The organism is Hominisplanchenecus murintestinalis (assembly GCF_943193015.1).
Classification (GTDB): domain Bacteria; phylum Bacillota; class Clostridia; order Lachnospirales; family Lachnospiraceae; genus Hominisplanchenecus_A; species Hominisplanchenecus_A murintestinalis.
Map to the genome: position 1 here is coordinate 24,843 of NZ_CALPCM010000021.1, position 22,843 is coordinate 47,685.

Annotated in this window: 19 protein-coding genes; 11 read left to right on the forward strand and 8 right to left on the reverse strand. The window is 45.3% G+C overall.

The genetic code is table 11. The features are described 5' to 3' along the window. Window positions 1-103: 103 nt before the first annotated feature. Both gltX and NFR99_RS08955 read left to right on the forward strand, forming a co-directional pair. Complete coding sequence (gene gltX, locus NFR99_RS08950; RefSeq protein WP_135976570.1) at window positions 104-1,564, forward strand: glutamate--tRNA ligase; 1,461 nt, start codon at window positions 104-106, stop codon at window positions 1,562-1,564. A 1-nt stretch (window position 1,565) separates the two neighbouring features. After that, the gene (locus NFR99_RS08955; protein ID WP_120485074.1) at window positions 1,566-3,437 is read left to right on the forward strand and encodes an ATP-dependent helicase; all 1,872 of its coding nucleotides are present in this window, start codon (window positions 1,566-1,568) and stop codon (window positions 3,435-3,437) included. A gap of 73 nt (window positions 3,438-3,510) precedes the next feature. On the opposite strand, the gene NFR99_RS08960 is transcribed toward NFR99_RS08955, so the two are convergent. After that, window positions 3,511-3,870 carry a DUF1292 domain-containing protein gene (locus NFR99_RS08960; protein WP_120485073.1) on the reverse strand — a complete coding sequence of 120 codons (360 nt, stop codon included), beginning with the start codon at window positions 3,868-3,870 and terminating at the stop codon, window positions 3,511-3,513. 167 nt (window positions 3,871-4,037) lie between these two features. Between NFR99_RS08960 and NFR99_RS08965 the strand changes: the two genes are divergently transcribed. The 6 genes from NFR99_RS08965 to NFR99_RS08990 all read left to right on the forward strand — a co-directional run bounded on the left by NFR99_RS08965 (window position 4,038) and on the right by NFR99_RS08990 (window position 12,133). Further along, window positions 4,038-4,793 (forward strand): exodeoxyribonuclease III, encoded by a 756-nt coding sequence (locus NFR99_RS08965; protein ID WP_120485072.1) that lies wholly within the window; start codon window positions 4,038-4,040, stop codon window positions 4,791-4,793. A 22-nt stretch (window positions 4,794-4,815) separates the two neighbouring features. Continuing rightward, window positions 4,816-6,732, forward strand: coding sequence for an alpha-amylase family glycosyl hydrolase (locus NFR99_RS08970; protein WP_251353456.1), 1,917 nt, complete (start codon window positions 4,816-4,818; stop codon window positions 6,730-6,732). Then, window positions 6,626-7,177 carry a DUF5662 family protein gene (locus NFR99_RS08975; protein ID WP_120485070.1) on the forward strand — a complete coding sequence of 184 codons (552 nt, stop codon included), beginning with the start codon at window positions 6,626-6,628 and terminating at the stop codon, window positions 7,175-7,177. The genes NFR99_RS08970 and NFR99_RS08975 overlap by 107 nt, the downstream gene beginning before the upstream one ends. Window positions 7,178-7,189: 12 nt before the next feature. Beyond that, a complete protein-coding gene (locus NFR99_RS08980; protein WP_251353457.1) occupies window positions 7,190-8,575 on the forward strand; it encodes an MATE family efflux transporter in 1,386 nt (461 codons plus the stop codon). A 122-nt stretch (window positions 8,576-8,697) separates the two neighbouring features. Beyond that, a complete protein-coding gene (trpS, locus tag NFR99_RS08985) occupies window positions 8,698-9,702 on the forward strand; it encodes a tryptophan--tRNA ligase (RefSeq protein ID WP_135976567.1) in 1,005 nt (334 codons plus the stop codon). 265 nt (window positions 9,703-9,967) lie between these two features. Further along, complete coding sequence (locus NFR99_RS08990; RefSeq protein ID WP_135976566.1) at window positions 9,968-12,133, forward strand: COG1470 family protein; 2,166 nt, start codon at window positions 9,968-9,970, stop codon at window positions 12,131-12,133. Here the strand turns inward: NFR99_RS08990 and NFR99_RS08995 are convergent. Then, entirely contained in the window at window positions 12,130-13,023 is an 894-nt protein-coding gene (locus NFR99_RS08995) for an RluA family pseudouridine synthase (protein ID WP_120485067.1), read from the reverse strand. The genes NFR99_RS08990 and NFR99_RS08995 overlap by 4 nt on opposite strands. Before the next feature lie 291 nt (window positions 13,024-13,314). Between NFR99_RS08995 and NFR99_RS09000 the strand changes: the two genes are divergently transcribed. After that, window positions 13,315-14,685 carry a sodium-dependent transporter gene (locus NFR99_RS09000; protein ID WP_120485066.1) on the forward strand — a complete coding sequence of 457 codons (1,371 nt, stop codon included), beginning with the start codon at window positions 13,315-13,317 and terminating at the stop codon, window positions 14,683-14,685. Window positions 14,686-14,795: 110 nt separating this feature from the next. Beyond that, a complete protein-coding gene (locus NFR99_RS09005) occupies window positions 14,796-15,326 on the forward strand; it encodes a hypothetical protein (RefSeq protein WP_120485065.1) in 531 nt (176 codons plus the stop codon). 75 nt (window positions 15,327-15,401) lie between these two features. On the opposite strand, the gene NFR99_RS09010 is transcribed toward NFR99_RS09005, so the two are convergent. The 5 genes from NFR99_RS09010 to NFR99_RS09030 are packed head-to-tail and all read right to left on the reverse strand — an operon-like array spanning window position 15,402 to window position 20,235. Continuing rightward, on the reverse strand, window positions 15,402-15,908 hold the full coding sequence (locus NFR99_RS09010; RefSeq protein ID WP_120485064.1) for a flavin reductase family protein: 507 nt from the start codon (window positions 15,906-15,908) through the stop codon (window positions 15,402-15,404). 14 nt (window positions 15,909-15,922) lie between these two features. Beyond that, window positions 15,923-17,803: an extracellular solute-binding protein gene (locus tag NFR99_RS09015; RefSeq protein ID WP_120485063.1), complete on the reverse strand. Its 1,881-nt coding sequence runs from the start codon at window positions 17,801-17,803 to the stop codon at window positions 15,923-15,925. Continuing rightward, the gene (locus NFR99_RS09020) at window positions 17,800-18,615 is read right to left on the reverse strand and encodes an ABC transporter permease (protein WP_120485062.1); all 816 of its coding nucleotides are present in this window, start codon (window positions 18,613-18,615) and stop codon (window positions 17,800-17,802) included. Before NFR99_RS09020 ends, NFR99_RS09015 begins: the two co-directional genes overlap by 4 nt. Further along, entirely contained in the window at window positions 18,605-19,678 is a 1,074-nt protein-coding gene (locus tag NFR99_RS09025; RefSeq protein ID WP_120485061.1) for an ABC transporter ATP-binding protein, read from the reverse strand. Before NFR99_RS09025 ends, NFR99_RS09020 begins: the two co-directional genes overlap by 11 nt. Before the next feature lie 17 nt (window positions 19,679-19,695). After that, window positions 19,696-20,235, reverse strand: a complete 540-nt coding sequence (locus NFR99_RS09030) for a helix-turn-helix domain-containing protein (RefSeq protein WP_120485060.1) — start codon at window positions 20,233-20,235, stop codon at window positions 19,696-19,698. Between the two features lie 170 nt (window positions 20,236-20,405). On the opposite strand from NFR99_RS09030, the gene NFR99_RS09035 reads away from it, so the two are divergent. After that, the gene (locus NFR99_RS09035) at window positions 20,406-21,461 is read left to right on the forward strand and encodes a lactonase family protein (RefSeq protein WP_120485059.1); all 1,056 of its coding nucleotides are present in this window, start codon (window positions 20,406-20,408) and stop codon (window positions 21,459-21,461) included. 98 nt (window positions 21,462-21,559) lie between these two features. Here the strand turns inward: NFR99_RS09035 and aroC are convergent, their stop codons facing one another. Next, window positions 21,560-22,660, reverse strand: a complete 1,101-nt coding sequence (gene aroC, locus NFR99_RS09040) for a chorismate synthase (protein ID WP_251353458.1) — start codon at window positions 22,658-22,660, stop codon at window positions 21,560-21,562. Window positions 22,661-22,843: the final 183 nt, after the last annotated feature.

Below are 22,843 nucleotides of genomic sequence, written 5' to 3' on the forward strand. Positions count from 1 at the left end.
TGTCTCACCAGACGCTGGACAAAACCCATCTTTCAGTATATAATTTCCGGAGAGAAATTTACTGATGTGTAGATTTTGTATAAATAGCTGAGGAGAATGGAAAATGAGTAAAGTGAGAACACGTTTTGCACCCAGTCCTACCGGGCGGATGCATGTAGGAAATTTGAGAACGGCATTGTATGCATATTTGATTGCAAAGCACGAGGGCGGAGATTTTATCCTGCGTATCGAGGATACCGACCAGGAGCGTTACGTAGAGGGGGCGGTGGAGATTATTTACCATACGCTGCAAGAGACGGGGCTGATACATGACGAGGGGCCTGACAAGGACGGAGGCACAGGACCTTATGTTCAGAGCGAGCGCCAGGAAAAAGGAATCTATCTGGAATATGCAAAAAAGCTGATTGAGAAGGGCGAAGCATATTACTGTTTTTGTGATAAGGAAAGACTGGAATCTCTGAAGCAGGATGTGGCGGGAAAGGAAATCGTGATGTATGATAAGCACTGCCTGCACCTGCCAAAAGAAGAAATTGAGGCGAACCTGGCGGCAGGAAAGCCTTATGTTATCCGTCAGAATATCCCGCGGGAGGGAACAACGAAGTTTGAGGATGAGATCTACGGCGTGATTGAAGTGCCGAATGCAGAGCTGGATGATATGATTTTGATAAAGTCTGACGGTTTTCCTACTTATAATTTTGCAAACGTGGTGGACGACCACCTGATGGGGATTACGCATGTGGTGAGGGGGAACGAATACCTGTCTTCTGCGCCGAAATACAACCGTTTGTATGAAGCGTTTGGCTGGGAGGTACCTATCTATGTACACTGTCCTTTGATTACGAATGAAAAACATCAGAAGCTGAGTAAGCGAAGCGGCCATTCTTCTTATGAGGATTTGATTGAGCAGGGGTTTGTGACGGAAGCGGTGGTAAATTATGTGGCGCTTCTTGGATGGTGTCCACAAGATAACAAAGAGATTTTTAGCTTAAAGGAACTGGCAGAGGCATTTGAGTACCGGAATATGAGCAAATCCCCGGCAGTATTTGATATGGTAAAGCTGAAATGGATGAATGGCGAATATATCAAGGCCATGAATTTCGATAAGTTTTATGAAAGGGCGCTTCCATTCATCAGGGAGACAATTCACAGGGAAGTGGATGATAAAAAGATTGCACAAATGGTAAAGACCCGTATCGAAGTATTCCAGGATATTCCGGCAATGATTAATTTCTTTGAGAAAGTGCCGGATTATGACCTTTCGATGTATACGCATAAGAAGATGAAAACAAATGCAGAGACATCACTGGGGGTATTGAAAGATGTGATTCCTCTGCTGGAGGCGCAGGAAGATTTTGGGAATGACGCATTGTTTGAGATGTTGTCTGCGTATGCGAAAGATAAAGGATACAAAACAGGATATGTTATGTGGCCTATCCGTACTGCGGCATCCGGTAAGCAGACAACTCCGGCGGGCGCTACGGAGATTCTGGAGATTATCGGAAAAGAAGAATCTCTTGGCAGAATCCGCAGAGCGATAGAAAAGCTGGAGGGTGCGCGAGAGTAATATGAGTCTGAGCGAAGCACAATCACGGGCAGTCGCCCATGCCGAAGGACCCTGCATCTGCCTTGCAGGGCCCGGTTCCGGCAAAACCACCGTTATTACACAGAGAATAAAATATCTGATAGAGCAGGGCGGCGTGCAGCCTTCCGGGATTTTGGTAATTACCTTTACAAAAGCTGCCGCTATTGAAATGAAGGAGCGCTTTGGAAGGCTGATGGGCGGGAAGCATCTGCCTGTCACGTTTGGGACTTTTCACGCTGTTTTTTTTAATATTTTGAAGAACGCATATCATTATACGGGAGCGAATATTCTGCGGGAAGAGCAAAGATACCAGTTCCTGAAAGAAATCATCGGACGGATGGAGCTGGAGATAGAAGACGAGTCGGAATTTCTGTCTGGGATTACGGCGGAAATCAGTACGGTGAAAAATGACAGGGTGCCGCTGGAACATTATTATTCGGCGAACTGTTCTGAAGAGATTTTTCGGGAAATTTTTGAAAAGTACCAGCGGAAACTGATGGAGTCACGGCTTCTGGATTTTGATGATATGCTGGTTTATACTTATGAGCTTTTGCAGGAGAGGAAGGACATAAGGCAAGGCTGGCAGCAGCGCTTTCCATATATTTTAATTGACGAGTTTCAGGACATTAATCAGATTCAATATGACGTTATCCGTCTGCTGGCAGAGCCAAAAAATAATTTATTTATCGTGGGAGATGACGACCAGTCTATCTATCGTTTCCGGGGAGCCAGACCGGAAATTATGTTGAATTTCGGGAAGGATTACCCAGAGGCAAAACTGGTGAAACTGGAGGAGAATTACCGTTCTACAGAGAATATTATCAAAGGTGCGGTGCGGGTGATTGAAAATAACACGATGCGTTATCCAAAGCAGATTCATGGCGTTAAGGAAGCGGGAGAGCGTATTGAGGTTCATGGTTTTGTAAATCAGGCGCAGGAAAATACATATCTGGTAAATAAAGTGAAAGAATATCTGGACGGCGGTTACCGCCCGGAGGATATTGCGGTGCTGTTCCGTACAAATACCGGGGCGAGATTGATGGTGGGAAAATTCATGGAGTATAATATTCCTTTTCGTATGAGGGACATTTTGCCGAATATCTATGAGCACTGGATTGCCAAAGATTTGATGTCTTATATAAAAATGGCGATGGGGAGCCGGGAGAGGAAAGAGTTCCTTCGGATTATCAATCGTCCAAAACGTTATGTGAGCCGGGAATGCCTGGATAGTATGGAGATTTCTTTTGAGAATTTGAGGACATATTACAAGGATAAAGAATGGATGGAAGAGCGCGTCGATAAGCTGGAGTATGATTTGCGCTTGTTGGCTGGAATGACTCCGTTTGCAGCGGTAAATTTTATCCGCTGCGGAGTGGGATATGAGGAATATCTGGAAGAATATGCGCGTTACCGCAGGATGAAACCAGAGGAGCTTTATGACGTGCTGAACGAGCTTCAGGAGGCGGCGAAAAATTTCCATACATTTGAAGACTGGTTTTGCCATATAGAAGAGTATGCCGAAACACTGAAGCGTCAGGCAAAGGAGGAACAGAGGGAGAGCCATGCAGTAATTTTTACGACGCTCCACAGCGCCAAAGGCCTGGAATTCCCGATTGTGTTTCTTGTAGATGCCAATGAGGGAAATATGCCCCATCGAAAAGCTGTCCTGGATGTGGATATGCAGGAGGAAAGGAGAATGTTTTATGTGGGCATGACGCGTGCGAAGGAGCATCTGCATATTTATTATGCAAAAGAGAAATACGGAAAAACGCTGCATCCGTCCAGGTTCGTAGAGGAACTTAAGAAGAACATTAAGAAAGGCCGGCCATATTCGGCACCATGCTTGCGGCGGTAAACATTATTGAAAAAAACTGTGGCGGAGAATCTTTTCTCCGCCACAGTTCATAGTGGTGCAAAGTGCAGAAAGCTTAGTCAAGCTCGTCCTCGCCTACAATTTCGTCAAATTCCTGGCTGTCCAGCAACTCATCAAAAGCGTCGGCAACGATATCATATTCTTCATCATCTTCAATGTTTTCAAGCTGTGGTTCGCCGTTCACTTCACTGAAGCGGTAAAGGAACACTTCGCCGTCTTCATTCTGTCCGTTCTCATTCAGAGGGAGGAGTGCGATGTACTCTTTGTCCCCGGCAGGGAAGATAGTAAGAACTGCACATTCCAGAGAAGAACCGTCATCCAGTGTCAAAGTTACGCTGGCGCCGCCTTCTACGGAGCCGCAGTCGCTTCCGCAGCATCCGCAATCGCCGCTGCAGCTGTTTTCAAATTCGCTCATCTTTCATACCTCGTATAAGTTTTTGTTAGTAGTACTATACTAATGTATCAGATAGAAGATAAGATTGCAAGCTATTTATAAGAATAGTTCTATCCATAAGCGCGGGATTGTGCTATACTTTTTCTATAAGATAATGAATGAATAGGGCAGACATGGAGGGCAGAATAATGAAACTTATATCCTGGAACGTGAATGGGCTGCGCGCCTGTGTACAAAAGGGATTTTTAGATTTTTTCAGGGAGGCAGATGCAGATATTTTCTGTATCCAGGAGACAAAACTTCAGGAAGGGCAGATTTCCCTGGAGTTGGAGGGATATGACCAGTATTGGAATTATGCAGTGAAGAAAGGGTATTCGGGAACGGCAGTGTTTACAAAAAGAAAACCACTGCATGTGGCATACGGCCTGGGGATAGAGGAACACGACCGGGAAGGGCGTGTAATTACTCTGGAATATCCCGGATTTTATCTGGTCACAGTTTACACACCGAATTCTCAGAATGAGCTGGCGCGTCTGGACTACAGAATGCGGTGGGAGACGGATTTCCTGTCTTATTTAAAAGGGCTTGAGCAGAAAAAGCCGGTGGTGTTCTGCGGTGATTTGAATGTAGCCCATCAGGAAATCGATTTGAAAAATCCTAAAACAAACCGAAAGAATGCAGGATTTACCGATGAGGAGCGACAGAAATTTACAGAGCTTTTACAGGAGGGATTTGTAGATACGTTCCGTTACTTTTATCCTGAGTTGGAAGGAATTTATTCGTGGTGGTCCTACCGTTTTCGGGCAAGAGAAAAGAATGCAGGGTGGCGTATTGACTATTTTTGCGCTTCAGAAATATTGAAAGACAAGCTGGTAGATGCGAAAATCCATACAGAGGTATTTGGTTCCGATCATTGCCCGGTAGAGCTTTTGTTAGAGGAATAATGGGGAAAGGACGGGGATGGCTATGAAGAGAGAGATAATAGAAGAGGCTTGTGGGACAATAGGCAGACTGGGAGCAGTGAAAGAACAGGGAGGTATTGTTTTTCGCGTTACATTAGATGAGGCAGAAGATGCATATCTCGTACTTTATAAAAAAGGAACAGATGAGATTACCGGTGAGTTTCCGCTGAAGGATAAACGGGTGATGGGGAAGCTTTATGGTATAAAGCTCCGCAATCTGGATGCACGCAGGTACGAATATAACTACCGGATTGGAAAGAAGATTGTCCAGGATCCTTATGCCGTAATCGTGCGGGGAAGGGATAAGTTTGGGAAAGCTGTTTCAAATGAGGATGGGCATCAGATACGGTGTGGATTTGCCTTTCACACATATAACTGGAAGGATGATGCTCCTTTGGGGATACCGTACGAGGATGCTGTCATGTACTGCCTGCATGTCCGGGGGTTTACAATGCAGCCTGGCTCTAAGGTGCGTCATAGAGGAACATTCTGCGGTGTTGCAGAAAAAGCAGGATATTTGAAAGAGCTGGGGATTAATCAGGTGCTGCTGATGCCGGCTTATGAATTTAGTGAAACTATGGAGTGCCATCCGGAAAAGCTGAACTTTTGGGGCTATGTGAAGGGCAGTTATTTTGCGCCGAAAGCTTCCTATGCGGCTGGGCATAGTCCCGTTGATGAAATGAAAGATATGGTATATGAGCTGCACCAGCAGGGAATAGAGGTGCTGATGGATTTCTATTTCACCCAGGATATGGATTTCCGGACGGCGGCTGACTGTCTGATTTACTGGACAAGGGAATATCATATTGATGGCTTTCATATTGTGGGGAATGACGGGCTTGCGAAGATGCTTGCGAAGGATCCGCTGCTTGCCGGAATAAAGCTTTTGGGTGAACATTTTCCGCAGGAGGAAGCCCGGCGGGACAAAAAAACGCCTTTTATCAGGAATCTGGGAGAATATAACACGGGATTTATGGAGGATATGCGGGGACTTCTGAAAGGTGACGAAGGGCAGTTGGAAGCGTTTACATACAGGCTCAGGCGGAACCCGGAAGCTTTTGGGGTAATCAATTATATTGCAGGGCATGACGGATTTACCATGATGGATTTAGTTTCCTATAGTGAGAAACATAATGAAGAAAATGGAGAGCAGAACCATGATGGACCAGACCGGAATATCAGCTGGAACTGTGGAGAGGAAGGGCCGACACGTAAGAAAAAGATTCTGGAGCTCAGGAACCGGCAGATAAGGAATGCTTTCCTGATGCTTCTTCTTGCCGGAGGCACGCCGCTGATTCAGGCGGGGGATGAGTTTGGGAATTCCCAGAAAGGGAACAATAACCCTTACTGTCTGGATAATGAGGTTTCCTGGACAGACTGGCGGGCAGCGAAGAAGAATGAAGCGCTGACGGGTTTTGTGCGTAACGTGATTGCGTTTCGCAAACGCCATAAAATTTTACATATGCCTCGGGAGTTAAAGCTCATAGATACCCTGTTCTGCGGCTATCCGGAGATTTCTTATCACAGCAACCGCGCATGGTATGTGGAGTTTGAGAGTTATAACAGGGAAATCGGCATCTTGTACTGCGGGGAATATGCAGGTGAGGAAGAGTTTATCTATGTGGCTTATAATCTGCACTGGAAAGAAAATGAATTTGCGCTTCCGAACCTGCCAGACGGCATGGGATGGTATGTGGCGATTGACAGTGCCTGCGGCGTATATCAGGAAGGAGAGGAGCCGGTATATACAGGAGACAGGATACTTACAGTTCCGGCGAGAACAGTGAAAGTTTTGATTGGGAGAGGAAAGGAAAATGTTAAGAAGGATAATCGGACATTTTGCAACGATAACAAAACACAAAATACTGGTGATGAAAGGGTGTTTTCACATAGGGCTTTACCGTCAGGGGCTTCTTCATGACTTGTCAAAGTATTCTCCGACAGAGTTCTTGGTTGGCTGCCGTTATTACCAGGGCAGCCGCAGTCCCAATAATGCGGAACGGGAAGTCTATGGATATTCCCAGGCATGGCTGCACCATAAGGGGAGGAATAAACACCATTTTGAATACTGGACAGATTATACCCTGGAGCAGAATGCAGTGCCGATGGCAGGCGTGAAAATGCCGAGAAAATACGTAGCCGAGATGCTGATGGACAGGATAGCTGCCTCAAAAGTATATAATGGGGCGGCATATACGGACAGCTTTCCGCTGGCATATTATCTGAAGGGAAAAAACCATTATTTAATGCACCCGGATACGGCAAAAGAGCTGGAAGGGCTGTTGCGGATTTTAGATAAAAAAGGGGAAGCTGCGCTTTATCGGTTTGTAAGGACGAGATACTTGAAAGCAAAGTGGGACAGATAGCGGAGAGAGTTTATGAGCGCATTAAAATTACAAAAGGACCTGACTGCCGGGCCAATTACAAGGACGATACTTGGTTTTGCATTTCCTATGATTTTAGGAAATCTTCTGCAGCAGCTTTATAACATTGCAGATACCTTAATTGTAGGGCAGTTTTTGGGAGCGGACGCGCTGGCGGCGGTCGGCTCTTCCTATACGCTTATGACATTTTTGACATCTATACTTTTAGGGTTGTGCATGGGAAGCGGGGCAGTATTTTCTATTCGGAGTGGGGAGAAAGATGAAGAGGGGCTTCAGGCGGGAATTTTGCATTCGTTTTTGATGGTTGGGGCTCTGGCTTTGGCGCTGAATGCGGCAGTGTTCTTTCTGATAGATCCGATTCTTTATTTTTTGAGGGTTCCGGATGACATTTATGGGATGATGAGGGAGTACCTGTGGATTATCTTTTTTGGGATTTTTGCTACGTTCCTCTATAATTTTTTTGCATCCCTTCTGCGAGCGGTGGGAGATTCTGTAACGCCGCTGCTTTTTCTGGGTGTGTGCGCGGCGCTGAATATCCTTTTGGATCTTTTGTTTGTGATAAAATTTCACTGGGGCGTTGGCGGTGCGGCAGCAGCAACGGTGGCGGCCCAGTTTGTGTCGGGAGCAGGGCTTTTGTGTTACACATGGGTGAGGCACCCAAAGTATCGTATTCTTCCGGGAAAAATGCAATTAAAGCGCGATATATTCTGTGAGATTGCCAGATTTTCGCTTTTGACCTGCCTGCAGCAATCGGTGATGAATTTGGGGATTCTGATGGTTCAGGGGTTGGTGAATAGCTTTGGAACCGTGGTGATGGCGGCATTTGCTGCGGCAGTGAAGATTGACTCCTTCGCTTATATGCCGGTACAGGATTTCGGAAATGCATTTTCTACTTTTGCAGCACAAAATTTCGGGGCAAAGAAGACGGAACGTATCCGGGCAGGTATAAAAAGCGCGGTGGTATGTTCCGTACTGTTCTGCCTGGCTGTCAGCCTGGTTGTATGGGTGTTTGCTGAACAGCTGATGCTTCTTTTTGTAAAACGGGAGGAAGTTCAGATTCTTGAAATTGGGGTACAATATTTGCGTATAGAAGGAGCATTTTACTGGGGTATCGGATGTCTTTTCCTGCTTTATGGTTTCTACCGGGCGGTGGAACGCCCGGGGATGTCAGTGGTATTGACTGTGGTTTCACTGGGAACAAGGGTAGCGCTGGCGTATGTTCTTTCCGCGCTGCCTGCGCTTGGGGCATCAGGCATTTGGTGGTCTGTCCCTATTGGCTGGGTTTTGGCAGACGTGACCGGACTGGTATACTATAAAATACATAGACGCAGCCTGTTAAATGATTGTTTGGCGGATGATGGTGTGGAAGACGACAGCTGAATTGACTTTCCGAAGGGCAGATGATAAAATAAGAATAATTTGGCGTATGTCTCTAAGATGTAATAGTGGAGGAATGGAACAGTTACGCTGCTTTCAGGAAAAATATGGAGGAAAGAACAGAGATGATTAATGATAAGAAGGTATTGTTCAGTGGAATGCAGGCGACAGGGAACTTGACGCTTGGGAATTATTTGGGAGCATTGAAGAACTGGGTGTCTTTGAGTGATGAGTATGAGTGTTTTTATAGCGTCGTGGATTTACATTCCATTACTGTGCGCCAGGATGCCGCGGTGCTTAGGAAACGCGCCCGTGCGCTTCTGACACTGTATATAGCGGCAGGGCTTGACCCGGAGAAAAACTGTATTTATTATCAGTCCCATGTGTCGGGACATGCAGAGCTTTCCTGGATCCTAAATTGTTTTACTTACATGGGAGAATTGAACCGCATGACGCAGTTTAAGGATAAGGCTGCAAAACATGCGGACAATATCAATGCGGGTCTGTTTACATATCCCGTTTTAATGGCGGCAGATATTTTGCTTTATCAGGCGGATGTGGTTCCGGTAGGGATTGACCAGATGCAGCATCTGGAGCTTACACGGGATATTGCACAGAGGTTTAATAATATTTATGGAGACGTATTTACGATTCCTGAAGCTTATATCGGAAAGACAGGGGCGAAAGTTATGAGCCTGCAGGAGCCGTCTAAAAAAATGTCGAAGTCAGATGAAAATCCAAATGCCAGCATTTACCTGACAGATGATGCAGATACGATTATGAGGAAGTGTAAACGCGCGGTAACAGATTCAGAAGCACAGATTTTGTATCGTGATGAACAGCCGGGAGTGAAAAACCTGCTGAATATTTACTGCGCCTGTACTGGGAAAACACCAGATGAAGCCGTGCGCGAGTTTGACGGCAAGGGATATGGGGAGCTAAAACCTGCAGTAGGCGAGGCGGTTGTATCCGTACTGAGACCAATCCAGGAGCGGATAGCAGAGTTGGAGAAGGATAAGGCATATATTGATTCTGTGATTAAGAATAATGCAGAGAAGGCAAATTATTATGCAATGAAGACGCTCAGGAAGGTACAGAGAAAAGTAGGTTTTCCGGACAGAATCCGGTAAAGCAGCTGCGTGGCTTGGCGGAGCTGAAATACAGTATAGAACATTAGTCAGGGGAAGCATAGGAAACTGTGTTTCCTCTTCATTTTTTGAAAATACAAGGAATTGCACATATAGTTGTAGAAATTTTCTGTTCTGTTACTGAAAGTTCTTAAGAAATCTTAAATTTGCGTATAGTGTCTTGTGGTTTCTTTGTGTTTTAAGTATAATAAGGATAACAAGAGACACAGTGGGTTAAGATGTTAATGAATGGAGAGAAGGTGTTTTTATGAAGAAAAAAATTTATGCAGTTTTGATGGCAGTGTGTCTGGTACTAGGGATTCTTCCGGTACAGGCGTTTGCGGAAACAGAGAAAGCGGAAGTAAAAGTCACTGTTACAGGTAAAGCGGTGGTTGGTGAGAAATTAAAAGCAGACCTTTCGGAACTGGAAAACGCGTCGGAAGCAGTGATTCAGTGGCAGAAGAAAGGAAGCGGGGAAAAAGATTCTAAGGCTGTTGATACAGGTGATGGAGAAACGTCTCTGACTCTGAAAGCAAAAGATGTGGGAAAAGTATTCCGTATTATAGTAAAAGAGGACAAAGATTCGAAAACATCCTATACTTCCAAATGGACAAAAGAAGTTCAAAAGGAAGCGGAAAGTGAGACGGAAGAAACTAAGATAAAAGATACAAAAGATACAGAGACGTCCGGGACGGAAGAGAAACAAACGGAGAAAAAAGATGACGAGGCTGTAAAAGCGCCGGAGACAAAAGAGACAGAAGCCATCAAGCTTCCTGAAACGAAAGATACACAGTCTGCCAAGACTCCTGAAACAAAGGGAACAGAAGTTATCAAGGCACCCGAAACAAAAGAAACAGAGGCAAAGGTTCCGGAAACGAAAGAGGCAGAAGCCGTGAAACCGCCAGAGGCAAAGTCAGAAGAGGGAACCGGGAATACAGAGGACAATGCTCCGCGGGAAGGGGAAACGGAATCAGAAGCGCCGGCACCGGCGCTGAGTATAGATAAAGCTGCCGTAGATTTTGGAACGGCAGAAGAAGGCTATACAGCGGCGCCGGAGAGCCAGACGATAACGATTACAAATGGCGGGGCAGCGGAGGTAAAACTTACACAGCCTCAGGCAGTCGATTTTGTGATTGGGAGTTTGTCAAAAACAGATTTGGGAGCTGGGGAAACGGCGGTGTTTACAATTCAGCCAAAGACAGGTCTGAAGAAGAAATCTTATGATGAGACAGTAGAGATTGCAGGTGACAATGGACAGAAATTAGAAGTTAAGGCAAAGTTTCAGGTCAATGCGCCAAAGCCCGCACCCGTGTATATGATTAAGGCAAATACGGCAGAACTGAATTTTGCATCTCAGACGCTGGGTTATAAAGCGCCGGAGGCACAGACGGTAGAAATTACAAATACCGGAACAGGCGCAGTGAAATTAGTTCAGCCATCAGCCGCAGCTTTTGAAGTCGGCGCGCTTTCTGCGACAGAATTGGCAGTAGGTGCGAAAGCGAGCTTTACGGTGCGTCCGAAAGCAGGTTTGGATTCCGGCACATATGAAGAAAATATTACAGTTAAAACAGAACAGGGCAGCGGCGCGGCAGTAAAAGCTGTCTTTAAAGTAACGGGAAGCAAGATTTTGAGTATCGTGAAGCCGTCGGCAGTGACAAAGAAAAACGGTCAGGATAAGAAGGCGAGCGCCTTGGGGCTTCCGGAAAAAGTGAAGATTAAAACTTCGGACGGGATCAAAAAAGCGAATGTGACCTGGAATGTAAAAGATACGGACTACAGCAAGTATAAGGTAAAGACTCAGAAATTTAAAGTTACCGGAAAAGTTAAGCTGCCTGACGGCGTATACAATCCAGATAAAATCAGTCTGAATACTTCCATCAGTGTAACGGTGAAAGCGTATGTACCTAAAGTACCGGGCAGCGATTCTAATAAAATATTGAATTTAGAAGCAGGAAAGACTTACCGTACAAATACAGATATTGTGTTCCAGGCAGTTGGCGGCGGCATGGACAATAAGAGTCCGAAAGAAGGCGATGTGAGATACCGGCCGGTAAACTGGGCAGTAAGCACAGTAAATAATTTTACCACGGATGAGTTCAAAGGGACGTTTAAGTTTTCCAATGCCGGGGATTATACCTTGAAGGTGACGTATAACCGTCAGAAATACAACGGGGATAAATGGGTAGATGACGGCACGGCAGATACGAAATCCGTCTCTTTCAAACTTGCTTCCAGCACCGTTACGACGGGAACTGTCCGGCCGGGAACAGGAAACTCATCGACGAATTATACAAGTACTGTGAATACAGGCAAGACAGCTGCGAAGACTGGTGACGATTCACCGATTGTTCCGTTGGTAATTGTATGTCTGGTATGTCTGCTGTGCATTGGCGGAGTCATGTACTCCAAGAAAAGACGGGATAAAGATAATTAGAAAATCCATGCCATATCTGGTGGGAGAGGAGAAGTGAAGCTCATCTGCTGTCCGGTGATGGGATGTTGGAATTGCAGATGATGGGAATGCAGCGCTTGGCGCTGCATTCTTTTCTGATAAGCGGGAAAATCTGAGCAATACAAAAAATCACCGACTAAAGGATGTCCCAGATACTGCATATGGACGCGAATCTGATGGGTACGCCCGGTCTCCAGTTTTAAGCGGACAAGGGAGCAGCCGTCCTGAACGGCTTCACGCCAGAAATGGGTAACGGCGCGCTCACCCCGTTCAAAATCTATGCACCGTTCAATAGCGGAAGCCTCCCGGCGCGCAATAGGAGCATCTATAACACCGGAGTCTGGAACAAGACCAGCGGCGATAGACAGATATTCCCGATGGATTTCACGGCGTGCAGACATCTGTGAGAGAAGCGAAGCGCTGTACATATGCTTGGCAATAATCAGAAGTCCGGTGGTGTCGCGGTCGAGACGATTGATGCAGCGGTATATAAAAGGAATTCCCTGTTTCTGAAAATACCAGGCAATGCCGTTTGCCAGCGTGTTCTCATAATTATCCATAGAAGGGTGGATAGGAGTGTCTGCAGGTTTATCCACTACCAGGATATCTTCATCTTCGTATATAATGGACAGGTTCATGGGAATAGGAATGATATTTTTAGAAGATTCCGTTTCTAAAAGTGTAATAGTTAGAGTGTCTCCGGCAAAAAGACAACGGTTTGTGTATGCCGGACTGCCATTTTGAAGGATGCCGCGTTCCGTATATTTTAAGTGGGTCAGGATATGCCTGGAATATCCCAGGTCCCTAAGGTATTTTGTTATTGTAGAACCGGAATCTTCCGGTGAAATTGTATATTTAAAAATTCGCTTCATATGATTCCGTGGTAACCGTTCAGCTTTCAAATGTAATATACAATTGTGGCGAGATGGACAAAGTGCAATTAATAGCTGAATAGTTACATTTCCTTTTTATAAATTTTGCTTTTTCAGCTCCGATTATAGCACGCACAGGAAAATAATGAAAGAACTTTTAAATTTCTCTTCCTTTACCGGGAAAAATAATGTAGAATAATAGATAACGTTAAAAAGCAGATATGAAGGAAATACAAGATATTTCTGAGATGTTTGTGAATCGTTTATTAAAGAAAAATAGGAGAAGAAGCTATGGAAAGAGAAAAGTTTGGCTCTCGCCTGGGATTTATCCTGATTTCGGCGGGATGCGCAATCGGACTGGGAAATGTGTGGAGATTCCCCTATATTACGGGAAAATATGGCGGGGCGGCGTTTGTGCTGCTGTATTTGTTCTTTTTGCTGATTTTGGGTCTCCCTATTATGGTAATGGAGTTTGCTGTCGGAAGGGGAAGCCAGAAGAGTGCGGCGTTGTCTTTTGATGTGTTGGAACCGAAAGGGACGAAGTGGCATTTGTACAAATGGGGGGCTATGGCGGGAAACTATCTGTTGATGATGTTTTATACGACAATAGGCGGCTGGATGCTTCTGTACTTTCTCAAAATGGGCGCAGGGAAGTTTGAAGGGATGGATACTGCGCAGGTAGGAAATGCTTTCGCGGAATTGACCGGACAGCCGGGAACCATGACCTTTTTTATGATTCTGGTGGTGGCGATTGCCTTTGGAATCTGTGTCAAAGGATTGAAAAACGGTGTGGAAAAGATAACGAAGGTTATGATGCTCTGCCTGCTGCTCCTGATGATAGTGCTGGCGGTGCGTTCAGCAGTGCTTCCGGGAGGAGAAGAAGGACTTAGGTTTTACCTGTTTCCTGACTTTGGCAAGCTGTTTGAATCCGGGATAGGCGAGGTAGTTTATGCGGCGATGGGACAGGCATTTTTTACATTAAGCCTGGGCATTGGGGCGCTGGCAATTTTCGGGAGCTACATAGGGAAGGAGCGTTCGCTTACAGGGGAAGCTGTCAGCGTGACGGTGTTGGATACACTGGTTGCTTTGATGGCGGGACTTATTATTTTTCCGGCATGTTTTGCTTATGGAGTGCAGCCGGACAGCGGACCTAGCCTGATTTTTATTACGCTGCCCAATGTATTTAACGCTATGCCGGGAGGCAGAATCTGGGGAACGCTGTTTTTCCTGTTTATGTCCTTTGCAGCGCTTTCTACGATTATTGCAGTGTTTGAAAACATCATATCCTTTGCGATGGACTTAACGGGCTGTTCCAGAAAGAAAGCAGTACTCTGGAATCTTGTGGCAATTGTTGTCCTTTCGATGCCGTGTGTACTTGGATTTAATCTTCTGAGCGGTTTTATGCCTTTTGGTGAGGGAAGCAATGTGTTGGATTTGGAAGATTTTATTGTAAGCAACAATCTGTTGCCGCTTGGAAGTTTGATTTATCTGCTATTCTGTACCAGCCGGTATGGATGGGGATATGATAAGTTTTTGGAAGAAGCAAATGCCGGAAAAGGTATGAGATTCCCAAGATGGATTCGGGGATATGTGAAATTTATTCTGCCTATTATCGTAATCGGAATTTTTATTATGGGATATTATACAAAGTTCGCGGGATAAAATGCAACATAATAAAGTCACATAAAATAAAAATCAAATCTCAAAATAATAATTGACGTATTTATCTGTTTATGGTATAGTATGTCCATAACAGAAAGGAGAGTGATTTTTTGACAGATAATGAATTGTTAAAAGCTATATCTGATATTGTTCAGACTCAGATGCAGCCATTAAAGAATGATGTACAGGAAGTTCATGCGGATGTACAGAGTTCCCGTGCAGATATGCGTAAGATCCAAGAAGAGGTGAAGAGCTTCAACACGGATTTGCAGGTTTTTAAAGCGGAATTGCAAAGTTTCAAAACAGAATTGCAGAACTTTAAAGCAGAATTACAGAACTTTAAAGCAGAATTACAGAACTTTAAGAGTGAATTGAAAGTAGTGAAAGAGGATGTACATAATCTTAAGGAGAACGTACAGAAACTGGATCAGCGCATGACTATTCTTGAGATGATGGTGGAAAATGTAACGAATAAAAATATCCAGCGTGTGGCGGAAGGTCATCTTGATTTGAACAGAAAACTTGACGAGGCATTGAGGCTGGATGCAGAAAGAGAAATGATTGCGCTTCGCATTAATGTCCTTGAGGGAGATGTGAAGATGCTGAAGGAAAAAATAGGGATGAAAGACCTTACAGCTTGAAAGGTATTTTGCCTGAGATATTAAAAACGCGCCCTGCCGTATATGAGAAAACGGCGGGGCGCATTTTATTCCAAATTATTCTTTTATCAGTACCTTTTCAATTTCAGCGATATACATCGTATGGTAATCTTTGTTAGGATACCATTTCTGTTCTGCACTTACATCCAGGAAGCATTCTGGTTGATATTCCTGGGCGTAGAGTTTTCGGCATATGAGCACGGTGCTTGCTTCTTCGAAATAGGGGGTTGCACCTTCGTGTATGATTGTCAGACCGGATTTTGCGATTTTATCCTCATCTCTTCCGGAAACGGAACCGAGGTAGCCGTAGGTTTTTCGGAAGGATTCGTCCAGAACAGACAAGGAAAAGGTTTCAGTGCTGTCTATGAATTCTTTTGTGTAACGTTGTGGGCGAAGGACAATGAATGCAGTATTCTTTCCCCACATTACGCCCATGCCGCCCCAGGAAGCGGTCATAGTATTGGCTTTGCCGTCTTTTTCGGCAGTCACTAAGAGCCATTCCTTTCCAATCATGGTAAATGGATTTTTCTGTAATTCTTCTGGTTTCATTTCTTTAAAGTTCATATAGTTTCCTCCTGTTACTTTGATTTTACTTTATTCCACAAGTCCATGTAGACGGCGTCTGCCTCATCTCCGAGATAGTGGAAGGTCTCGCAGTGTTCCAGCTCAGAATCATCAGGGAATGCAATCTTGCTGTTTCGGATGTCTTCGTCTTCAATCAGTTCTCTTGCTGCTGTATTTGGCGTAGAGTAGGTAATGTAATCGAAATTCATCAATGCGATGTCTGGACGGCAAAGGAAGTTGATGAAAGCTTCGGCATTTTCTTTGTGCTCCGCATTTTTCGGGATTACCCAGGAATCAATCCAGATATTGGAACCTTCTTTTGGAATCACATATTCCAAATCAGGGTTTTCATTTTGTGTGTAAATCGCTTCGCCGGAATAAATGACGCCGATTGCCGCTTCGTTGCCAATCATTTTATCCCGAACCTGGTCGATAACGTATGCTTGGACAAGAGGTTTTTGAACAATTAGAAGATTCATTGCTTCAGTCAGTTCATCTAAATCTGTGGAGTTCAGGGAGTAACCCAAATATTTCAGGGTAACGCCGAAAGCATCACGTACACTGTCCTGCATCAGAATATTGTCACGGTATTTATCATCCCATAGAATGCTCCAGCTGTCAATCGGTTCATCCACCATCGTCTTATTGTAGAGGATACCTACGGTGCCCCAGCAGTAGGGGACGGAGTATTTGTTCTCGGGGTCAAACTCCCGGGATTTATCCATGTATCTTTGACCGATGTTTTTGAGGTTTGGGACGTTGTCAAAATTGATTTCAGCCAGCAGACCGTTGTCTAGCATTTTCTGAATCATATAGTCAGAAGGGCACACAACATCGTAGGCGATGGCGCCGGACTGTACTTTGGGATACATGATTTCATTTGTCTCGAATTCTTCGTAGATGACATCTATGCCGGTTTCCTCTTCAAACATTGTAATGACTTCCGGGTCTAAATATTCCCCCCAATTGTATACGATAACTTTTTGCTTACTTCTTTTCTGTCCCTGGAAAGAGTAATAAATACCGCCGGCAGTAACTGCCAGTACAAGAAGCGCCGGTATAACTCTTTTAAAAGCAAAAGCGAGAGCCCTTGATCTGCGTGTGATAGTCTGCTTTCTGGCTTTCTGAGAGGAGTCTTTTGGTGAAAAGTTAATCAGCAGAAGCAGAAGCAATACGGAAATAAAAAGCAGGGTAGAAAGGGCATACATTTCCGGTTTGATGCCTTTGCGCACTTCGGAATAAATCTTTGTGGAAAGGGTGTCAATACCCGGCCCTTTTGTAAAATGGGTAATTACAAAATCATCCAACGACATGGTAAAAGCAAGCATGAAGCCAGAAAGTACGCCAGGAAGGATATCCGGAAAAATCACTTTGAAAAATGCATAAAGCGGCGATGCGCCTAAATCTAATGCGGCTTCATAAGTGTGCCTGTTTGTCTGCTTGAGCCTGGGCATCACGCTCAGTATCACATAAGGGATATTGAAAGTGATATGCGCAATCAGGATGGTAGAAAATCCAAGGTTTATCCGAAAGGCAATAAAAAGAAGCATTAGGGAAATGCCCATGACGATTTCCGCATTCATCATAGGAATATTCGTAAGCCCCATATAAAATGTGCGGAATTTCCGTTTCATGCTCTGGATGCCGATTGCCGCCGCAGTACCGATGAAAGTAGCAATCAGTGCGGAGAGCAAGGCGATGAGAAGCGTAGAATACAGGGCGCTCATGATGGCTTCATTTTTAAACAGCTCCTGGTACCAGTGCAGGGTGGCGCCTCCCCATTTTGCTCGGGTTCGGGAAGCGTTGAAAGAGAGCACAATCAAGGTGAGGATTGGCGCATACAGGAGAATAAAAATCAAGGCAAGATAAAATTTTTCGGCTGCTTTTTTAATCAAAATGCTGTTCCCTCCCCATCTTTATCATATTTGGCAACGATTGCCATACTTGCAATAATAAAAATCATCAATACCAGAGAAAGCCCGCTTCCTACGTTCCAGCTGCTGCTCTGTTTAAATGCCTGTTCAATGACGTTCCCGATAAGCAGAATCTTGCCGCCGCCAAGCAAGTCGGAAATGACAAATGTAGTAAGGGCCGGGACAAATACCATAGTAATTCCGCTGATGATGCCTGGAACTGTCAGAGGCAGGGTGATTTTAATAAAAGTCTGGAAAGCATTTGCCCCTAAATCCCTGGCAGCGCTTACAATATCTGCGTCGATTTTGCACAGAGAATTATAAATTGGCAGCACCATAAAGGGCAGAAAATTGTAAACCATGCCTAAAACGATGGCATAGGGCGTGTTGATGATGTCCAGCGAGGGCAGATGCAGAATGTTCAGGATGCTGTTAATAACGCCTGTTTTTTCCAACAAAGTCTGCCATGCCAAGGTGCGCAGCAGGAAGTTCATCCACATGGGGAGAATGAAAATCAGCACGATAAAGCTGGACTGGTTCACATTTTTCCGGGACAATATCATTGCCAGCGGATAGGCCAGAAGCAGGCAGATAACGGTGCTGACGAAAGCCAGAAGCAGAGCAATCCCCAGGGCTTTCAAGTTTTCCGGCATAGCCGTACGTGCGATGTTATCCCAGGTGAAACTGCCGGTTTCTGTTGTCATGCCGTAATAAAAAATCATGAGCAGGGGAATTACCACAAAGGATACCGCCCAGAAGAGGTAAGGCCCTGCAAGTAAACGTTTATTCTTCAATGACTGTCGCCTCCTCATCCTCCGATTCCGGTTTGTTCATAATCTGTATGTTGAAAGGGTCCACATGGATTCCGACTTCTGTGCCGACCGGAAACATGTGTGTGCTGTGTACCAGCCATTCGCGTCCTGCCGCCATGACTTCCATTTCATAGTGCACCCCTTTGAAAATCAGATGGGTGACAGTGCCGCAGATGGTTCCTGTCTCTGGGCTGACCAGCTCTACATCCTCTGGACGGATAACCACATCTACAGGGCGGTTATGCCCAAATCCTATATCTACGCAGGGGAAAGAAACTCCCTGTATCTGTACGATTTTATCTTCCAGCATCAGGCCGGGGATGATATTGCTGTCTCCGATAAAATCGGCTACAAAGGCATTTTCCGGCTCATTGTAGATATCTTCCGGCGTGCCGATCTGCTGAATGTAGCCCTGATTCATAACTACGATAGTATCGGACATAGTGAGGGCTTCTTCCTGGTCATGAGTTACATAGATGAAAGTGATGCCAAGCTCATTTTTCAGGCGGATAAGCTCATACTGCATATCCTGCCGGAGTTTCAGATCCAGTGCGCCCAGAGGCTCATCCAAAAGGAGTACTTTCGGCTCATTTACGATAGCCCGTGCGATGGCGATACGCTGTTGCTGCCCGCCGCTTAAGGAGGCGGGGGAACGGTTTTCAAAACCGTCCAGATTTACAAGTTTTAAAGCGTATTTTATTTTATCGGAAATATATTGTTTGCTTTTGCCCTTTATTTTTAGGCCAAACGCGATGTTTTCTGCGATGCTCATATGGGTAAAAAGCGCATACTTCTGGAAAACAGTGTTAATCTGCCGTTTGTTTGGGGGGAGGTGGGTGATGTCCTCGCCGTTAAAGATAACTTTTCCGGAATTCGGAGTTTCAAAACCGCCTATAATGCGCAGGGTGGTGGTTTTTCCACATCCGCTGGGGCCTAAAAGAGTGAGAAATTCATTTTCCCGAATGTACAGGTTCAGCTCATCCAGAACAAGCTGCCCGTCATAAGATTTTGAGATGTTTACCAGGTCAATCAGTTTATTACTCATAAGTATCTCCCTTCTCGTTAAAAGCTGGGCGGGGAGCTGACCCAGAGAAGTGTGGCAGCGCCCTTTCCTGCATTTTCGATAAAATGCCGTTTTGACGGGACGAAGTAGAAAGATTCGCCCTTTTTCGCTTTGTAAGTCTGTTTGCCAATGTGAATCAATACAGCGCCGCTTAACACATATCCGAATTCTTCACCCTCATGAGGCTGGTCGGGATACGTGGAACCTCCGGGTTCAAGCGTCAGCCGTATAGGTTCCATGATGTTTTTCTGGGCGTTGGGAATAATCCATTCGACTTTATTGAAAAGTTCCGTATCGATTTTTTCAAAATAGTCATTATTCCTAAAAACAATTTGTTCCTCCGATGTCTCTGCGAAAAATTCCTGCAGGTTCGTGCCAAGGCACTGCAGGATATCCGTCAGTGTGGCAATCGAAGGGGAGGTCAGATTGTGCTCAAGCTGGGAGATAAAACCTTTCGACAGCTCGGCGCGGTCTGCCAGTTCCTCCTGAGTCAGCCGTAAAGCAGTGCGCAGTTCTTTCAGCTTTAATCCAATGTCCATGTAAACCGCCTTTCGTGCTGTAGAACAGCAAAAATAAACTTTGAGTTTAGTATCAATAAACAAGCGTTATATCTGATTATACGCAAGATGCAGGAGTTGTCAATAGATTTTTTCTGTGTTAAAATAAGTACATCTTAGATTACTGAATATGCGAAGGAGGGGAATAGAAAATGGGACAGGACAAATATGTGGCATATGTGGGCACTTATACCCACGGGAGCAGCATAGGAATTCATGTGTACGATTTGGATGTAGAGGAAGGGCATATGAAGGAGCGTGAAGTGGTTCCTGTAAATAATGCCTCCCATATTACGAAATCAAATAACGGAAAATATCTATATTCCATAGCGGATGAGGGTGTGGAAGTTTTAAAAATTGATGAGAACGGCGATTTGACACCGATAAATAAAGTGGGGATTGATGGAATGCGGGGATGTTTCCTTTCTACAAATTTAGAGGGAAACCGTCTGTTTGTGGGAGGTTATCATGATGGAAAGATTACAGTTGTGCGCATCCACAGAGACGGAAGGCTTGGTTCGGTCATGGACGGGATTTTCCATAAAGGGCTGGGGAGCGTGGCTGAGCGGAACTTCAGGCCGCATGTAAGCTGTGCGACACCGACACCGGATGGAAAGTACCTGTGTGTAGTGGATAATGGCATTGATCAGATAAAGCTTTATACGGTTCATCCCACCACCGGAAAGCTGAAGCTGTATGATATTGTGCGCTGTAAGCTGGAATCGGGACCAAGGCTGCTTCGTTTTAGCCAGGACGGGCGGTTTGCATATGTCATTTGTGAGCTGAGCAATGAGATTTTAGTTTATTCTTATGATGGTGCGGGCAAGTCTCCTCAGTTTGATTTGATTCAGAAGGTAAGCACGGTGATGGATGAGAAAGAGGGAGGATGTGCCGCATCCGGGCTCAGGATATCCCCAAGCGGCAGATATCTCTACTGTTCTACAGCAGGGGAAAACAGCGCCGGGATTTTTAAAATTGATCCGGAAACAGGAATGTTGGAGAAACTTTGTATTCTGCCGATCAGCGGAAAGTATCCGAAGGATTTAGAGGTATTTCCGGATGAGCGAACGTTAGTGGTGTTGAATCATGAATCTAATGAGATACGCTTTTTCCGCATTGATTATGAAAAGAAAATTATTGTCCAGAAAGGGCGGCCGATTAAAGTGGATACGCCAAACTGCATTCTGATTTCCAGAGTGGAAGAGTAGGGAGAAAAGCTTTAGCAAAAGGCAGCGCAAGCGAGAGAATGTTCGTTTGCGCTGCCTTTAAAATGTTTCTGGATACAGGATGTCTGGCGGCAGTTCGTTTAGGAAAAAAAGCGGATTAGGTTGTCCATGTTGGAATTGATGCTTGTGAACATCATATCCAGCAGAGTCAAAGCAACCATGGATTCCACTACGACTACGGCACGGGGAACAATGATGGGGTCATGGCGGCCTTTTACTTCTATTTGGACAGTCTGTCCGCTTTTTGTAACGGTAGACTGTTTTTGGGAAATAGAAGGGGTTGGTTTAATACCGGCACGCAGGATAATTTGGCTGCCATCGCTGATTCCGCCTAGAATACCGCCCGAATGGTTTGTAAGTTTTTGAATGTCGCCTTCAGGAGAAAGGGCATATTGGTCATTGTTTTGGGAACCCTTGGCTTTAGCCGCTGCCATGCCATCGCCGATTTCAAAGCCCTTTACGGCGCCGATGGAGCATACGGCCTTTGCGAGATTAGCGCTGAGTTTTTCAAAAGAAGGGTCTCCGATACCAGGCTTCATTCCGTCCACTACACATTCGATGACTCCTCCGGAAGAGTCCTGAGAGCGTATGCATTCTTCCAGATAATGAGCCGCCTTTTCGGCTGCTTGGGAATCTGGCATATAGAGAGGGGATTCTGAAATCTGGTGGATATCGAAGTTTTCCGGAGTGATTTCTATGGGCCCGATGGCTTTTGTATAGGTTAGAATCCGGATACCGAGCTGGTTCAGGACTTTGCAGGCGATGGCTCCGGCAGCTACGCGCCCGATGGTTTCCCGGCCAGAGGAGCGGCCTCCGCCCCGGTAATCGCGGAATCCGTATTTCATGTCATAAGTGAGGTCGGCGTGTCCCGGGCGGTAATACCCGGCAATGCCGCTGTAGTCTCTGGAACGCTGAGATTTGTTGTATACAGTCATAGAAATAGGGGTTCCTGTGGTTTTTCCTTCAAATATGCCGGAAAGAATTTCAACGGTGTCTTCTTCCTTGCGGGGAGTAGAGTAACGGCTTTGTCCTGGTTTTCTCCTGTCCAGATATTTCTGGATATCTGATTCGTCCAGTGGAAGCCCGGCGGGGCAGCCGTCTACTACCACACCTACGCCTCTGCCATGAGATTCTCCCCAGGTTGTGATTTTGAATATATTCCCAAATGTTGATCCTGCCATATGTTTACCTCGCTGTTATAATTGTTTTACAGTAACTTTTTGTCGGGTTTTAGTATATCGGATTTAGAGGCTATTTTCAAGTAACAGTTCGGCTTGACAGAACTGCTCGTAACAGTTCAGCCTGCGGCTTCACTGTTACGGAATCCAGCCCATTTAAAGTTTGCTGTTCGCAAAGGGCTGGAT

Coding starts and splice junctions, on each gene's coding strand:
- NFR99_RS09000 (WP_120485066.1), top strand. CDS start 13,315: ATGGAAAGAGAAAAGTTTGGCTCTCGCCTGGGATTTATCCTGATTTCG.
- NFR99_RS08980 (WP_251353457.1), top strand. CDS start 7,190: ATGAGCGCATTAAAATTACAAAAGGACCTGACTGCCGGGCCAATTACA.
- NFR99_RS08955 (WP_120485074.1), top strand. CDS start 1,566: ATGAGTCTGAGCGAAGCACAATCACGGGCAGTCGCCCATGCCGAAGGA.
- NFR99_RS08975 (WP_120485070.1), top strand. CDS start 6,626: ATGTTAAGAAGGATAATCGGACATTTTGCAACGATAACAAAACACAAA.
- NFR99_RS08970 (WP_251353456.1), top strand. CDS start 4,816: ATGAAGAGAGAGATAATAGAAGAGGCTTGTGGGACAATAGGCAGACTG.
- trpS (WP_135976567.1), top strand. CDS start 8,698: ATGATTAATGATAAGAAGGTATTGTTCAGTGGAATGCAGGCGACAGGG.
- NFR99_RS09010 (WP_120485064.1), bottom strand. CDS start 15,908: ATGAACTTTAAAGAAATGAAACCAGAAGAATTACAGAAAAATCCATTT.
- NFR99_RS08995 (WP_120485067.1), bottom strand. CDS start 13,023: ATGAAGCGAATTTTTAAATATACAATTTCACCGGAAGATTCCGGTTCT.
- NFR99_RS08960 (WP_120485073.1), bottom strand. CDS start 3,870: ATGAGCGAATTTGAAAACAGCTGCAGCGGCGATTGCGGATGCTGCGGA.
- NFR99_RS09035 (WP_120485059.1), top strand. CDS start 20,406: ATGGGACAGGACAAATATGTGGCATATGTGGGCACTTATACCCACGGG.
- NFR99_RS09025 (WP_120485061.1), bottom strand. CDS start 19,678: ATGAGTAATAAACTGATTGACCTGGTAAACATCTCAAAATCTTATGAC.
- NFR99_RS09030 (WP_120485060.1), bottom strand. CDS start 20,235: ATGGACATTGGATTAAAGCTGAAAGAACTGCGCACTGCTTTACGGCTG.
- gltX (WP_135976570.1), top strand. CDS start 104: ATGAGTAAAGTGAGAACACGTTTTGCACCCAGTCCTACCGGGCGGATG.
- NFR99_RS08990 (WP_135976566.1), top strand. CDS start 9,968: ATGAAGAAAAAAATTTATGCAGTTTTGATGGCAGTGTGTCTGGTACTA.
- aroC (WP_251353458.1), bottom strand. CDS start 22,660: ATGGCAGGATCAACATTTGGGAATATATTCAAAATCACAACCTGGGGA.
- NFR99_RS08965 (WP_120485072.1), top strand. CDS start 4,038: ATGAAACTTATATCCTGGAACGTGAATGGGCTGCGCGCCTGTGTACAA.